Genomic DNA, 14,655 nt, shown 5'->3' on the forward strand with positions numbered 1-14,655 from the left:
GGACGAACACGCCTGCCGGGCGGGCGGGAATTCGACGACGAGGCTTAGGGCGGGAGCATCTGCGTCATCGGTGACTGCGGCGGCGTCAGTCCCGGCAGCAGCCAGGACTGGAAGGGGGCCAGGACGGCAAGGACGACGAACGCCAGCCCTACAGCGGCGGAGAAGAGGGGGCCCAGACGCCACAGCTTCTCGATGAAGATCACCACGGCCACCGCCGCCATCGCCAGGACGTTCATCACGCCAAGCGGGACGAGGACGATCATCAGTCCCCAGCAGCAGCCGACGCAGTACGCCCCGTGGTGGGCCCCGACCCGCAGGTCGCGGGCCCCGGGCCGGAAGGCGGCGTAGCGCATGAGCTGGCCCATGGGACTGCGGCAGTGCCGCAGGCAGAGGTTTTTGAGCGGGGTGAACTGGTACAGCCCGGCCAGCAGGAAGGCGCCCGCGCCGATCCAACGACCGACGGTGGGGTGCTCGTCCACCAGGGCTCCGGTCGCCGCGAGGAGCCCGTAGGCGATCAGGCCGAAGACCGTCCAGGACAGGAGGTATCCGACCACGAACTGGGTGGTACGGGCCACGCGGGTGGCTCCGGCGGACTGCCGGCCGATGGCCCGGGTCCAGGTGATGGCCACGGGGGCCACGGACGGGAACATCATGGCGATCATCATCGTCAGCCAGAACAGCAGGAACACCGGGAGGCCCATGCCCATGGTGCCCGGCTCGACCCCCATGTCACGGGCTTGGCCGACGACCAGCACCCAGGCGAGCAGGGCGATCAGTGTCAGCAGGGACCAGGCGAGCGCCAGCTGCCGGGCCGACAGCAGATTTGCCGGACGCAGGGGTGGTGCCAGGGCCCTCCGGTCGAAGCGCACACCTCCAGCACATCACAGTGGACCTGTGCGTGCCCGTGCGGAATCGGGACCGCCGGGCCGCCGGGGAGGATAATCGGGATGGAGACCCTGTACGACCCGGGCGTGGGCCGGTGATGGCCCCGGGGGCTCTGCCGTCCGCCCGAGACCGACGTCCGGTACGCGGTCACGAGGAGGCAGGGATATGTCCGAGACGACGGCGACCGTTCCGAGGTGGCACGCGGCAGGCGACTGGTTCGACACCTGCAAGTGCAACGTGCCCTGCCCCTGCTCCTTCGCGCAGCTGCCCACCGACGGCGACTGCGAAGGCGTCCTGGCGTGGCACATCCGCGAGGGTCACTACGGGGATGTACCGCTGGACGGCCTCAATGTGCTGATGCTGGGCTCCTTCGTCGGTAATCTCTGGGCCGAGCACTCCGACACGTACGCGGCGGTCTTCGTGGACGAGCGCGCCGACGACGCGCAGCGCGAAGCACTCCAGATGATCTTCGGTGGGCAGGCGGGCAGTTGGCCCGCCGAGATGATGAACATGATGGGCGCTGAGCTGCGCGGCATGGAATTCGCCCCCATCGAGTTCGAGGTCGCCGACGACCTCGCGAGCTGGCGGGCCGTGGTCCCCGGGCGGGTGGAGGCAAGCGCGGAAGCACTCACCGGACCGACCACGCCGGAGGGCGCCCGCGCCCAGTCCACGAATCTGCCCGGCGCGGAGACCGGACCGGGCCAGGTCGCGACCTGGGGCCGTTCCACAGCGGACCGCGCGGACGCCTACGGATTCCAGTGGAGCAGGGAAGGCCAGTCGAGCAAGCACATCACCTTCGACTGGAGCGGGCCCGACCAGGGTCCGTCTGAAGAAGCGCTCGATGCCGGATCATGAAGTGGTGATACGTCTACATGAACTGATCTGAGGGAAGAAGGAGTTACTCGCTCCACTGAAACGAGTGCCAACAGCGGGCGGCCTCGGGCACAAGCAAGACCGCGGGTCGCCAACGGGATGGTCTCCGAGATCCGGACTGAGATGGGGAAGCCGCTCTACGCCACACTGACCGACCGGCAACGTACCGAATTGGCACAGCTCGTCGACATGTTGACGGCGACGCCGCCCCTATGACCGACTTTCGGCGGCAGGGCACACCGCATGCCGGCGACCGCACCTTGGCGACACCCGCGGTGTGGCCCGGGACGCGCCGATGGCGGAACGGCGCACCGGCAGCGAACTGACAGGCCCACCGACGGCGGCACACCGCTCACGCGGCACACCGCTCACGCGGTCCGCGCCATGCCCCCCGGGGGTCCTGGAGCCGGCAAATCATGACCGGTCCGACGGGGATGTCGCGGCGGCGCCGATGTCGGGCTTCGCGGGCGCTCAGCCATGCTGTCCCGGTGCGGCAGCGGTCAAAAGCCGGCGCGTGGAACGCCGGCGAAGACCTCAGCTCGCCCTCGGGCTGACGGTCGGGGAGAACTCGTGTTGACACCCCGCCGCATCCCCTTGCGGAGCCCTTCCCCCCGGGTGTGGCACAGGCCCGGCAGGCGGTCTGCGCCTCTCCGGCTTAGCTTGGAACCGTGGTCTCGCAGTAAGTATCGGCAGCACGGGGCCCCGGCAGACGGTATGCACCGCTGACGTGAGGGCCATCCGGCCCACTGTCCAGCGATGTTCGAAACAGGTTCTTGAGTGCCTTCACATGGCGTGGCCGAGTAACGGTACTTACCTCAGCCGCCCGCATTTCCGGCATGATGCCGCGCCCGTCGTGAAGTGTGGACCATCACCGCCAAGCGGGTGTCTACAACTTCGACCCCCGGCGGCAACCGTGGCAGCGCTCGGACTCGCTTTTCCCGTACCCGTTTGCCTCCGAACATCTACCCGAACGCACGCCTGCGGTGACGGTTTCGAACCAGCGAAAGGAGCAGTCATGGGCACGCTTCCGCGCTCGACATCCCACTGGCCACGACGCTTTGTGCTGAGTGCGACAGCACTGGCGGTGCTCGGCCTCGCCGCCTCTCCGGCCGGCGCAACGCCCTCGGACGTGGGCACCCCGGCCGGCTCGACCCAAGTCGGTCTGGACAAGGCGCCGCAAGGCCTCTACTTGTTCCAGTACACCTACCGGGGGCACCTCAAGATCGGCGGAGGGAACTTCACCCTCGGTGGCAAGGTCTACATAGCCGTCAAGTACAACTCCGGGCAGCTCAGGTACCACGGGAATGTGATCGCGAAGTCGAATTCCGGCGTCCCCGGCGGGGCCGCCTATCTGGAGACGGACATCGCCGCTCCCTGCGCCCCCGGCAACAACGGCTACGCACAGGCGTACGACTACAGCACTGGGACTTGGTCGCCGAAGCTACCGGTGGCGATCTGCGTGCGGTTCGACTGAGCTTGCGGTGCGCAGCGCGCAACCGTAGCGCCCTCGCCCGCCGATCCGTGGTCGAGACTCCGGCGTCGGGGAGGCGTGGCCGACCCTGACCCGGAGGGCCGACACCCGCGGCACGGCCGAGCTCCCGGTCTCAACCGCGTTGCGCCGGCAGGGGGCGCGGGCCCGGCCGGCGGCGGCGGACTCGGCCACGGTAATCGCGATGCGGCAGGTGAGGAGGGCCTGGGCCGCTCGCGCGGCGGGGTTCATCACCATGCCTGCCTCCCTCAGGGACTACCTCTATGACGCTCCGGCGCGCCTTGTATATCGTTGGTGCGAGCGGGGCCGGCGACCGTAGACCTCCGTGACCGGCGAACTTTCGGCCGAGGGGATGCGCCCCGTCTGGCAGGTCCCGGGCGAAGGGGATGTCTGGTGGACCGCGAGGGCGGACGTGGTGGCGGAGTGGATCGTGAGGTTACGGTCATCGGCGCCGGCGGTCTGCGACGGGTAACCCGCCCCCTACACCCCGGACTGCAGCCCTATCTGTGCGGCCGCACCGGCTACTCCCACCTGGCCCCGCCCTACCAGGTCCGGATGGTTCCGACCGGCCACGTCATACTGACGCTCAGCCTGGCCGAGCCGTTCAGCCAGATCCGCCGCCTCGGCATGCCGGGCCCGGGCACCGGCCGGATCGGTTCGGCGGTGGTGGGCATGGAGGACCGGCCCGCGTGGTGCGCACATCCCGGTGGCCGGCAGGAGGTGATCCGCCTGGAGTTCACCCCCCTCGGTGCCTACCGGCTGCTCGCCCTTCCCATGCGCGAGTTGACCAACCGCGTGGTCGAGCTGGACGGCGTCCTGGGCCCCGAGGCCGGTGTGCTGGTGGAGCGTCTGGCGGCCGCCCGTGACTGGGGCGCCAGGTTCGACCTGCTCGACGCCGTGCTGCTGGCCCGGCTCGGGCGCGGCCCGGAGCCCGCACCCGAGGTCGAGCACGCGTGGCGTCTGCTCTCCGACTCGGCCGGTGCGCTTCCCATCGCCCGGCTCGCCGACGAAGTGGGGTGGAGCCGCAGCTACCTGGTTCGCCGGTTCACCGAGCAGGTCGGGCTCACGCCGAAGACCTCGGCCCGAGTCCTCCGGTTCCGCCGCGCCGCGGAGCTGGTTGCCCGCGGGCCCGTGGACCTCGCCGGAATCGCCGCCAGGTGCGGCTTCTACGACCAGGCCCACCTCACGCGGGAGTTCCGATCCCTGGCCGGCCTCACCCCCGGCCGGATGGCGACGACCACCCGCCCGGTGGACGAGGCCTTCGCGCTCTAGGACGAGGTCACATTCGTCCAAGCCGAACGCTGCTTCGCGCGGCTACGTTCGAGAGCGGGGTCGGGGCCGGCCGGAGCACACCTGACCGCCTCCACCGGCTCCGTTCGATCGAACGTGACCCGGAGGGGCACACGACGGATGTGGCACAACGGGATTCCGATTCTGCTCGCGATCACGGGCCCGGTGCCGGCAGGTGCCGAGGAAGCGGAAGTTCTTTCCGACGGAGGGGCACGGCCGGCTCAGGGAAGCCGTCCGACAGGCCGTCTTGGAGGGCGCGGTCCTGCTGGAGCGGCACCGGGCGGCGCGCGGGGCCCAGGCCTGGGCTGCAAGGCCGGCTCGGGCTCGCTCTCGGCCCGTTGACGCACGCCGCCCACCTTCGTCGTTCCGCGCACGATCAGCGGCCGGAGGGACCTGGGCGCCATGGATTGATTCGGGAGGGAACACGTAGATGACGACACCCCTGCGGGCGGGCGATCCGCGTGAAGTGGGCGGTTATCGGCTGGTCGGGCGGTTGGGCGGTGGGGAGCTGGGGACGGTGTTCCTTGGCCGCTCCCGCAGCGGCCGGCTGGTGGCGGTGCGGGTGGTCGCGCCCGAGTTGGCGGCCGATGCGGAGTTTCGGCGCCGTTTCTCGGAGCTGACCACCTCGGCGCGGGCAGTGAGCGGCGTCTACACGGCGCAGGTGGTGGACGCCGCCGCCGATGGGGACGTGCTGTGGGTGGCGAGCGAGTACATCCCCGGTCCGTCGCTGCGGGAGGCGGTGGCGGCGCACGGGCCGCTGCCGGAAGAGGCGGTGCGGGCGCTGGGGTCCGGGCTGGCGGAGGCATTGGCCGCTGTACACGCGGCCGATCTGCTGCACGGTGGTCTCACCCCAAGCGACGTGATCCTCGCTGACGACGGTCCGCGGCTGACCGACTTCGCGCTCGACCGGCTGAGGGACGCCGCCCATCCGTCCCGGACGGTCGCCGCGGCACCGGGCGGCGTGTTCCTCGCGCCGGAACAGGTGCGCGCCGGCACGGCCGTCGCGGCCTCGGACGTTTTCTCCCTCGGCTCCGTGCTGGTCTTTGCCGCCACCGGGCGCAACGCCTTCGGCGATGGAATCGGGTCGGATGCGCTGCTGCGCGTGGTGACGCGGGAACCGGACCTCGCGGGGGTGCCCCACCCGCTGCTCGGTCTGATCGGCGCCTGCCTGGCCAAGGACCCGCAGGCCCGCCCGGATCTCGACGAGGTGGTACGCAACCTGGCCGGGCCAGGTCCGGGCGACTGGCTGCCGCCCACCCTCGTCGCCATGGTGGGCGAGTGGAAGGCCGAGGCCGGCACCCACATCGGGACCAGGGCACAGCCGGGGCGGCGGGCGCTTCTGGCGGCTGCCGGTATCGCCGCCCTCGCGGCCGTCGCGGTGCCCGTGGGGATCTGGGCCGCCGCCGGCGAGGACCGGCCGGCCAGTGGCACCCCCGGCTCCTCCGACAGAGCCTCGGGCGGCGGGCCCGGGACCGGCTCCGCGGCCGAAGTCGTGAAGTTGACGGCGGGCGCGCTGGTCGAGGTGGGCCGTGAGAACGGCGACGGCAAGGGGATCGCCTTCAGCCCGGACGGGAAGCTCTTGGCGACCGGTGGCTTGAACAAGGTCGTCCTGATCGACCCGGTCGCGGGCGGCCAGGTGGGTGTGCTCGCGGTGGACCGCGCCCTGGGCGACGCCAACGCCGTCGCCTTCTCCCGCACCGGCGGCCTTCTCGCCGCCTCCTACACCCTGCCTCCCGACCTGCGCAGCCGTGACGACAAGGACCGTGAGCACGGTCGGGCTGCCGTCACGGTCTGGGACGCGGCCGGCCGCCGGGAGGTGATCACGCTGGTCGCCGCCTCCCAGGGGAACCTGCTGGCGCAGCCGTACACGGTGGCGTTCAGTCCGGACGGGCGGCTGGTCGCGCTCGGCCGGGACGGGCGTGACAGCATCGGCACGGCGTTGGTGTGGGAGGTGACGTCCGGCAAGCAGGTCGCGTCCCTGGTCCTCGGGCCCGGGTCGAACGGCACCCTGGGCGCCGCGCGCAGTGTCGCGTTCAGCCCGGACGGCAGGATCTTGGCCGTTGGCTACGGCAGTGACCTGAAGGGCGCGGTGGATTTGTTCGACGTCTCCTCGTCCTTCGCCCCGATCGCGACCCTCGCCCTGGGAAAGACCGACCCGTACGGTGTGACCTCGCTCGATTTTGCCCCCGACGGGAAGACCCTGTTCGGTTCGTTCGGCGGCGTCGCCGTGTGGGATGTGGCCGGCAGGAAGCGGACCGCGACCCTGGCCGACGTCAACGCGCACGTCCAGAGCGTGTCGATCAGCCCCGACGGGAAACTGATCGCCGGCGCTGCCAGTGCCTACTCCCAGGGTGGTGGGGTGACGGTGTGGAACCTCGACTCCCGCAAGTGGACGCATGTGGAGACGGGGCGCAGCGGCGGGGGGCAGGTTGTGTTCGGTCCGGACGGCAAGCAGCTGGCCCTGACCACCGACACTGCCGAGCTGCTGGGCGCCGTCCAGTTGTGGTCGGTCGGATGATCCGGCCGCTGGACGCGGAGGACCCGCGTCAGGTCGGGCCGTACGAGCTGGTGCGGCGGCTGGGCCGGGGCGGGATGGGCGAGGTGTTCCTCGGTCGGTCGCCGGGCGGCCGGTTGGTGGCGGTCAAGGTGGTGGCAGCCGAGCTCGCGCACGACGCCGACTTCCGCCGGCGCTTCGCGCTGGAGGTGAAGGCCGCACGGAAGGTCGGCGGGTTCTACACGGCGCAGGTGGTGGACGCCGACACCGACGCGGTCCGGCCCTGGCTGGTCACCGCCTACATCCCCGGCCCGTCGCTGCACCAGGTGGTTCGCGACAGCGGGCCGCTGCCGCTTCGGGCGCTTCGGGTGCTCGGCTCCGGCCTGGCCGAGGGTCTGGCCGCCATCCACGCCGCCGACCTGGTTCACCGGGATCTGAAGCCCGCGAACGTCATCGTCGCCGACGACGGCCCGCGGGTCATCGACTTCGGGATCGCCCGAGCCCTGGACGGCGGCCAGCACACCGGGGCGGTGATCGGCACCCCTGGCTTCATGTCGCCGGAGCAGGCCCGGGGCGAGTCCACCGGGCCGGCCTCCGACGTGTTCGCGCTCGGCTGCGTCCTCACCTACGCCGCCACCGGGCACAGCCCCTACGGGCAGGGCCGCCCCGACGTCATCCTCTACCGGACGGTGCACGAGCCCCCGGATCTGGAGGGGGTGCCGGACGAGCTGACTGCGTTCCTCCGGATCTGCCTGGCCCCCGAGCCGGGCAGGCGTCCGCTGGTGTCGGACGCGCTGCAACACCTGGTGACCGCCGCCGACGACACACAGTGGCTGCCCGCCGGGGTCGCGGCGATGATCGGCGAGCGGCGCGCGGCGACGGTCGTCCTGCGCGAGCGCGCCACCCCCGAACCGGCCGTCACCGGACCGGGCTCCGGCCCGGAATCCGGGCCGGTGCGGCGCCGCCGCGCGGTGCCGGTGGCGGCGGCCGCGACCCTGGCCGTCGGTGCCGCCGCCTGGGCCACCGTCGCACTGCTGCACCCCTTCGACGCCGGAGGCGGCTCGGGGACGTCCGGGTCGTCGGCGAGCGCGAAGGCCGCCGCGTGGAGCGGGGACCCGTGCGACGTCACGAACTACTCCCTCATCCAAGACCACCAGCTCACCAGCGTCGGGCAGGCCGGCGGCTTCACCAACGGCTCCGACCGAGTGAAGACCTGCACCTGGAAGGTCGGGGCCGCGACGGTGGACAACAACCAGACGATGACGTTGGCCTACTCCACCGCCCCGTTCCACCTGATCACGGACCGCAAGAATCCGAAGGAGTCGGCCAACCTGCACCTGGACGGGCTCACCTCCGCTGCGGCCTACGTGAACCAGGAGGAGGACCGGTGCGAGGTCGACTGGCGGACCCCCGACGGCTACGCCGCCGTCCTCGAATCCGAACCCCGCGGCAGTGCCTCGTGTAGCCGTGGCGCCCAATTCGCCCGAGACCTGGCCCCCAAACTGGCCGGCGGAACACAGACCACCTGACCGACCGGCCCCGCGCCCGCCGGGGCAGCGGGGCCGCACGGTGGAGGCGCGGGGCGGGAACACGCGTCCGACCTCGTAGATCGCCTCGGGTGGTGCTATCGCTGGTTCGGATGACTGACGATCCGACCTAGGGTGTGGTGAGTCCCCGGTGGCGGAGTCGCCGGGGACGTGAATGGGTCTGACCTGTCACCCGAGTCTCGGTCAGCGTGACTAGTGCGGGGTGTGTTCAACGCCCGGGCCGGTTCGAGCAGCCTCGGCTCTGGCTGATGTCGAGCGGCGCGGCCCCCACACCCTCAAGGACCCCAGCTGACTCCTCCGCCGAATTTCCCCCATGGAGCATTGCCGATCGCGAGAACCTGTGCTTCCGGGGCACCTGGTGATGCAGGCGAAACTGCCGGTCGACTCCCCGTCCCCGACGAAACCCTGTGCGGCGATGGGGGCATCGATGTTCCCGCGCTCGACGGGCGTGCCCCGGGTGCTGAGGGCGGCGCCGATCACCTCTTGTTCGTGGCCGGCTCCGACGAGTTCGTGCGGCTCTGTAAGGCCCGGGCCTGACGCGCGTACCGATTTCCCGGCGTGGGGCATCACCACCCCGTGACCGCGCTTGCCGCCGGCCCCGGGAGCACGGTGGACTTCCGGCGCCGCGGGCGCCGCCGCGTGCGGCGTGCGACGCTGGAGGGAGAACGCCCTCGAGCACCCGGACCCGAGCGCCGGGGGACGCGGGAGGCCCGATGGGACGGGACGTCCCGGCGCTGAGGTTCACCAGGGAGGACCGGCGCCGCTACCGGAACAAGACGCAGTCCTGCCTCGACGCGTTCGCCCGCATGCTGCGCGAGTCCCGGTTCGATTACGAGCGGCCCCAGGTCGGCCTTGAGATCGAGCTCAACCTGGTCGACGGTTCCGGCGAGCCGGCCATGTGCAACAGCGACGTTCTCGCTGCCATCGCCGACCCCGCCTGGTCGACCGAGCTGGGCCGCTTCAACCTGGAGATCAACCTTCCGCCCCGGCGGCTGGCCGACGGCGGTCCTGATGCCTGGGAGCGCGAGATCCGTGACGCGCTCAATCACGCCGAGGAACGGGCCGCGACGGTCGGCGCCCACCTCGTCATGATCGGCATCCTGCCGACTCTCCAGCAAAAGGACGTGGGAGGACACGCCCTCTCGGAGAACCCCCGGTACCACCTCCTGAACGAGCAGGTGTTCGCCGCCCGCGGCGAGGACCTGCGGATCGCCCTCGACGGGGTCGAGAGGCTGCGGGCCTACGCCGACACGATCACCCCCGAAGCGGCCTGCACCAGCGTCCAGTTCCATCTCCAGGTCGCTCCCGATGACTTCGGCCCCTACTGGAACGCGGCGCAGGCCATCGCCGGGGTCCAGGTCGCCCTCGCAGCCAACGCGCCCTTCCTGTTCGGCAAGGAGCTGTGGCGCGAGACCCGTATCCCCTTGTTCGAGCAAGCCACCGACACCCGTCCCGAGGAGATCAAGGTGCAGGGCGTACGGCCCAGGGTGTGGTTCGGGGAGCGCTGGATCACCAGCGTGTTCGACCTCTTCGAGGAGAACCAGCGCTACTTCCCCGCCCTGCTGCCCCTCTGCGAGGACGAGGACCCGCACGCCACCCTGCAAGCGGGGGACGTGCCCGAGCTGGCAGAACTGAGCCTGCACAACGGAACGATCTACCGGTGGAACCGGCCCGTGTACGCCGTCGCCCACGGCAAACCGCACCTGCGCGTGGAGAACCGGGTCCTGCCGGCCGGGCCGACCGTGGCCGACATCCTCGCCAACGGCGCCTTCTACTTCGGCCTGACCCGGGCACTGGTCGAGGAGGAGCGCCCGGTGTGGTCCCGCATGTCCTTCTCCGCCGCGGAGGAGAACCTGCACCTTGCCGCCCGGCACGGCATCGACGCCTCGCTCTACTGGCCCGGCATGGGCGAGGTCCCGGCCGCCGAACTCGTCCTGCGCCGACTGCTGCCGCTGGCGCACCGGGGCCTGGAAGCCACGGGCATGGACGACATGTGGCGCGAACAACTGCTGGGCGTGATCGAACAGCGCTGCGTGTCCGGGCGCAACGGCGCCACCTGGCAGTCGGAGATGTTCCACCACCTCGACGACAACCTGCGCCGCCACGAGTCGTTGCGCCGGATGACGTGCCAGTACATGGACTTCATGCACATGAACGCCCCGGTCCACACCTGGCCCGTCGACTGAACAGTCCTCTCGCCCGGTCTCAGCCGGCGCCCTCGTGCGCGCCGACCTTCCCCGAGACCGCGTCCTGGAGCGGTGTCATCCGGTCCACCAGCTGCCGGAAGTCGGCGGTTCGACCGTCGGACCACCCATGGCGACCACCATGACCCGGCGGTGGCCGCTGAAGGCCTGCACCAGCCCGGTGTCCGCGGGCAGCGCCGGCAGACCCGATCCGGGAGGCGGAGCCTGAACAGCGACCTGGTAGTCGTCGAAGCAACCGGCACTGTCCTCGATCATGGCGGCCGGCCGTCGTCCGACCTCGTCGGGCTCCGTGCAGGAGTCCATCACGCTCGAACCCAGCCGGGTAAAGGGGCCCCGGAAGCACCCTTGACCTGCTCCGGGAACAATTCGGCGAGCGGCAAGACGGGGGTACGGCACTCGACGGGGCAGATTCCGTAGGTCTCGCGCAATGAACGGCCGGAGTCATGGTGCGGCGACGGTGTTGCACGCGGCCGCGCGACGGGGGGCGGGCCGGCGCCTGTCTTTCGGCTCCGCCATGTGGCAGCGGCTCCGGAGCAGGCCCGTACCGGGGCACGCACCGTCAGGCACCTCGGCGGGCACGAAGCACGTCCGCCGTCAGGTCGTCCTCCAATATGAGGCCGGCCGCCGCGAGCTCCCGGCCCAGCTCCCGCCTCGGCAGCGGCCACAGGAGGAAGGACTCCCGGGCCTGGCGCAGGACCCGCCCCTGACGGCACACCAGATAGGAGTAGTCGTAGCGGATGCGGCCGTCCTCGGCGCATTGGGTGAGCAGCCCGTGGTAGGTGTCCAGGCCCAGCCGGACCTGCCCCAGCCCACGCCGCACCGGCTGCGCGGGGACACCCGACGGTGGCCGGTCCAGGAACAGCAGACCGCCCGGCACCAGCAGTCCCGCCAGCACCCGCCACAGCGCGCGGCGCTCGACGGGCGGCAGACAGGGCACCAACCGCAGGCAGACGGCCAGGTCGGCGGGCCCGTCCAGCGACAGGTCGAGGGCGGAGCAGGCGTGCACCGTCACCCGCTCTCCCGCGGAACCGCCCACCGGGGGGTGCAGTCGTGAGAGCAGTACGGTCCGCATCGCGGGCGAGGGCTCCACCGCGTGGACGGGGACGTTCGAAGCGCCGATCAGTACGCCGGTGACCAGGCCCGTCCCCGCGCCGACTTCGACGATCCCGAGCCGCGCGGCGGCTGCCGGAGCGGCGAGGGCGAGCGCGTGCCGGTGATAGGCACGGGCGTGCAACAGGTCGTAGAACTCGGCCGACACTGCGTACGCCTCACCGGGCGCCTCCCCGGAAAGTCCGGGGAGCCCGGAACGGCCCGACGACCCGGGGACGCCGGGGCGGCCACAGTGCTCCGGCGGCGCTTCGTGTTCGGCCGGTCGTAAGTCCACCCGTCTGTCCATCGGGCCATCATGGCCGCACCCGTCCCGCCCCACGAGCCCTGGATCCGGCCACGGAGGCCGGTCCGCGCCCCCGCTCCGCCCCGGGCCACGGGGCGGAGCGGGAGCCCTCCGGCTAGCGGGTCAGCACCGCGGCGGCGACCGAAGGGGGAACCGGCGCGAGGGCCGCGGGCCGGGTGGTGAAGGTGCCGCGGCCCCGGGTCCGCCCGCGCAGTCGGGTCGCGTAGCCGAACAGCTCGGCCAGCGGCACGACCGCCGTGACCAACGCCGTCCCCCGCCCACCGGACACGGACCCCGAGATCCGGCCGCGCCGGGCCGCGAGGTCACCGAGCACCGCGCCCACAGCGTCCTCGGGCACGCTCACCGTGACCTCCACCACGGGTTCCAGCAGTTCCACGGTGCTCGCGGCAAGCGCCTCGCGCAGGGCGAACCGGCCCGCCGCACGGAACGCCGGCTCCGAGGAATCCTGGGAGTGCGTGGCCCCGTCGGTGAGCGTGACCCGCAGCCCCGTCACCGGATACCCGCCGAGCGGTCCTTCGGCGAGGGCGTCCCGGCAGCCGGCTTCGACGGCACGTGCGTACTCCTGCGGCACCCGGCCACCGACGACCGCGCACCCGAACTCGAAGCCCGAGGCCTCACCCAGCGGCTCGACGTCGATGACGACGTGCGCGAACTGGCCCGCCCCACCGTCCTGTTTGACGTGCCGGTAGACGAAGCCGGTGACGCCACGTACGACGGTCTCCCGGTAGGAGACCCGCGGGCGCCCGACGACGACCTCCAGGCCGTGACCGCTACGGATCTTCTCCACGGCCACCTCCAGGTGGAGCTCACCCATCCCCGACAACACCGTCTGGCCGCTCTCCGGATCAAGGCGCACCGCCAGCGAGGGGTCCTCCTCCACAAGGTGCGCCAAGGCCGCCGCGAGCCGCCCGGTATCGCCGGCGCGGCCCGCCTCGACAGCCACCGACACCACCGGTTCGGCCACCGAGGGCGGTTCGAGGACCAGCGGAGCTCCCGGTTCCGACAGGGTCGTGCCGGCCCGGGCGGCCTTCAGTCCGATCACGGCGACGATGTCGCCCGCCACCGCCTCCTCCCGTTCCTCGTGCCGGTCGGCCTGGACCCGCAGGATGCGGCCGATCCGCTCCGTACGCCCCGTCGCGGCGTCCAGTACGGACTGGCCCTTGCGCAGTGTGCCCGAGTAGACCCGTAGGTAGGTGAGCCGCCCGGTCGCCGTCGCCGTCACCTTGAAGGCCAGCGCCGCGAACGGTCCGGCCGGATCGGGGGCGCGTTCCTCGTCCAGGCCTCCGGCCGCGCCGCTCGTACCCCGTACCGGCGGCATGTCTGCGGGTGACGGCAGGTACGCGAGTACAGCGTCCAGCAGCGGCTCGATCCCGCGGTTGCGGTAGGCCGACCCGCACAGCACGACGACGCCGTCCCCGGCGAGCGTCAGCTCGCGCAGTGCTCGGGCCAGGGTCGGCCCGCTCAGCGTCGAAGCCGCGCAGAACTCCTCCAGGGCGTCCGCGTGCAGAGAGGCGACCGTCTCCTCGAGGAGCCGGCGGCGCCGCCGCGCCTCCTCCCGCAGCTCGTCGGGCACCGGTCCGCTCTCGTACATGCCGTCCCCGCCGTTCGTGTCCGCGCGCCCGTGCGGGTGTCCGTCCGCGTGCCAGTGCAGCGCGCGCATCTCCAGCAGGTCGACGACCCCGGTGAATCCGTCCTCCCGGCCGATGGGCAACTGGACCACCAGCGGTACCACGCCCAGCCGTTCGCGGAGGGAGGCGACGGCCGAGTCGAGGTCGGCGCCCGCCCGGTCGAGCTTGTTGACGAACGCGATCCGCGGCACCCCGTGCCGGTCGGCCTGCCGCCACACCGACTCGCTCTGCGGCTCGACCCCGGCGACGGCGTCGAACACCGCGACGGCGCCGTCGAGGACGCGCAGGGAACGCTCGACCTCGTCGGCGAAGTCGACGTGGCCCGGGGTGTCGATCAGGTTGACGCGGTGGCCGCCCCAGCTGCAGCTCACGGCCGCGGCGAAGATGGTGATGCCGCGGTCGCGTTCCTGGGCGTCGAAGTCGGTGACGGTCGTTCCGTCGTGTACCTCGCCGCGTTTGTGGATGGCACCGGTCGCGAACAGGATGCGTTCGGTGACGGTGGTCTTGCCCGCGTCGACGTGGGCAAGAATGCCCAGATTGCGGACGGTGGCGGGGGAAATGGAGGCGAGGGGTCGCCGGTTGCTGCGCATGGCCTGGGGCCTTTCGAGTGATGAGGAAACAGGCAGCGCGATTCCCGGAACTGCACACGTCACACGGCCCCGCCTCGCCCCGGCCGGCGTGAGCCGGCAGCGGGGTGCGGAGGGAGGGGGCGGGAACTAGGACAGCGTCACGGGCATACGGTGGCGGCCGCGCAGCCGGCACCGGGCATCGCGAGACACCGGGATCACGTCGTACCGGGCCGGGGGAACGAAAGCGGTGGTGCGTCGCATG

At 71.7% G+C, this 14,655-nt stretch carries 10 protein-coding genes; 6 read left to right on the plus strand and 4 right to left on the minus strand.

Annotation, left to right across the window (positions count from 1 at the left end):
• Positions 1–44: 44 nt before the first annotated feature.
• A complete protein-coding gene (locus E6R62_RS30635; RefSeq protein WP_136216733.1) occupies positions 45–869 on the minus strand; it encodes a DUF2182 domain-containing protein in 825 nt (274 codons plus the stop codon).
• 181 nt (positions 870–1,050) lie between these two features.
• On the opposite strand from E6R62_RS30635, the gene E6R62_RS30640 reads away from it, so the two are divergent.
• The 6 genes from E6R62_RS30640 to E6R62_RS30665 all read left to right on the plus strand — a co-directional run bounded on the left by E6R62_RS30640 (position 1,051) and on the right by E6R62_RS30665 (position 10,764).
• Positions 1,051–1,740: a DUF1326 domain-containing protein gene (locus E6R62_RS30640; RefSeq protein WP_136216734.1), complete on the plus strand. Its 690-nt coding sequence runs from the start codon at positions 1,051–1,053 to the stop codon at positions 1,738–1,740.
• Positions 1,741–2,773: 1,033 nt separating this feature from the next.
• The gene (locus tag E6R62_RS30645) at positions 2,774–3,232 is read left to right on the plus strand and encodes a hypothetical protein (protein WP_136216735.1); all 459 of its coding nucleotides are present in this window, start codon (positions 2,774–2,776) and stop codon (positions 3,230–3,232) included.
• A 438-nt stretch (positions 3,233–3,670) separates the two neighbouring features.
• On the plus strand, positions 3,671–4,519 hold the full coding sequence (locus E6R62_RS30650; RefSeq protein ID WP_136216736.1) for an AraC family transcriptional regulator: 849 nt from the start codon (positions 3,671–3,673) through the stop codon (positions 4,517–4,519).
• A 448-nt stretch (positions 4,520–4,967) separates the two neighbouring features.
• On the plus strand, positions 4,968–7,055 hold the full coding sequence (locus E6R62_RS30655) for a serine/threonine-protein kinase (RefSeq protein ID WP_136216737.1): 2,088 nt from the start codon (positions 4,968–4,970) through the stop codon (positions 7,053–7,055).
• Positions 7,052–8,560, plus strand: coding sequence for a serine/threonine-protein kinase (locus E6R62_RS30660; RefSeq protein ID WP_136216738.1), 1,509 nt, complete (start codon positions 7,052–7,054; stop codon positions 8,558–8,560). Before E6R62_RS30655 ends, E6R62_RS30660 begins: the two co-directional genes overlap by 4 nt.
• Before the next feature lie 731 nt (positions 8,561–9,291).
• Positions 9,292–10,764 (plus strand): glutamate--cysteine ligase, encoded by a 1,473-nt coding sequence (locus tag E6R62_RS30665; protein ID WP_136216739.1) that lies wholly within the window; start codon positions 9,292–9,294, stop codon positions 10,762–10,764.
• A 75-nt stretch (positions 10,765–10,839) separates the two neighbouring features.
• On the opposite strand, the gene E6R62_RS30670 is transcribed toward E6R62_RS30665, so the two are convergent.
• The 3 genes from E6R62_RS30670 to fusA form a co-directional block, all read right to left on the minus strand.
• Positions 10,840–11,085 carry a hypothetical protein gene (locus tag E6R62_RS30670; RefSeq protein WP_136216740.1) on the minus strand — a complete coding sequence of 82 codons (246 nt, stop codon included), beginning with the start codon at positions 11,083–11,085 and terminating at the stop codon, positions 10,840–10,842.
• A 256-nt stretch (positions 11,086–11,341) separates the two neighbouring features.
• Positions 11,342–12,040 carry a class I SAM-dependent methyltransferase gene (locus E6R62_RS30675; protein ID WP_168714230.1) on the minus strand — a complete coding sequence of 233 codons (699 nt, stop codon included), beginning with the start codon at positions 12,038–12,040 and terminating at the stop codon, positions 11,342–11,344.
• 250 nt (positions 12,041–12,290) lie between these two features.
• Positions 12,291–14,414: an elongation factor G gene (gene fusA / locus E6R62_RS30680; protein ID WP_136216742.1), complete on the minus strand. Its 2,124-nt coding sequence runs from the start codon at positions 14,412–14,414 to the stop codon at positions 12,291–12,293.
• Positions 14,415–14,655 lie beyond the last annotated feature (241 nt).

The organism is Streptomyces sp. A1136, assembly GCF_004795055.1.
GTDB lineage: Bacteria > Actinomycetota > Actinomycetes > Streptomycetales > Streptomycetaceae > Streptomyces.

Excerpts from the sequence above, each read along its gene's own strand:
- E6R62_RS30665 (WP_136216739.1), top strand. The coding sequence starts at position 9,292 with ATGGGACGGGACGTCCCGGCGCTGAGGTTCACCAGGGAGGACCGGCGC.
- E6R62_RS30660 (WP_136216738.1), top strand. The coding sequence starts at position 7,052 with ATGATCCGGCCGCTGGACGCGGAGGACCCGCGTCAGGTCGGGCCGTAC.
- E6R62_RS30655 (WP_136216737.1), top strand. The coding sequence starts at position 4,968 with ATGACGACACCCCTGCGGGCGGGCGATCCGCGTGAAGTGGGCGGTTAT.
- fusA (WP_136216742.1), bottom strand. The coding sequence starts at position 14,414 with ATGCGCAGCAACCGGCGACCCCTCGCCTCCATTTCCCCCGCCACCGTC.
- E6R62_RS30640 (WP_136216734.1), top strand. The coding sequence starts at position 1,051 with ATGTCCGAGACGACGGCGACCGTTCCGAGGTGGCACGCGGCAGGCGAC.
- E6R62_RS30645 (WP_136216735.1), top strand. The coding sequence starts at position 2,774 with ATGGGCACGCTTCCGCGCTCGACATCCCACTGGCCACGACGCTTTGTG.
- E6R62_RS30670 (WP_136216740.1), bottom strand. The coding sequence starts at position 11,085 with ATGGACTCCTGCACGGAGCCCGACGAGGTCGGACGACGGCCGGCCGCC.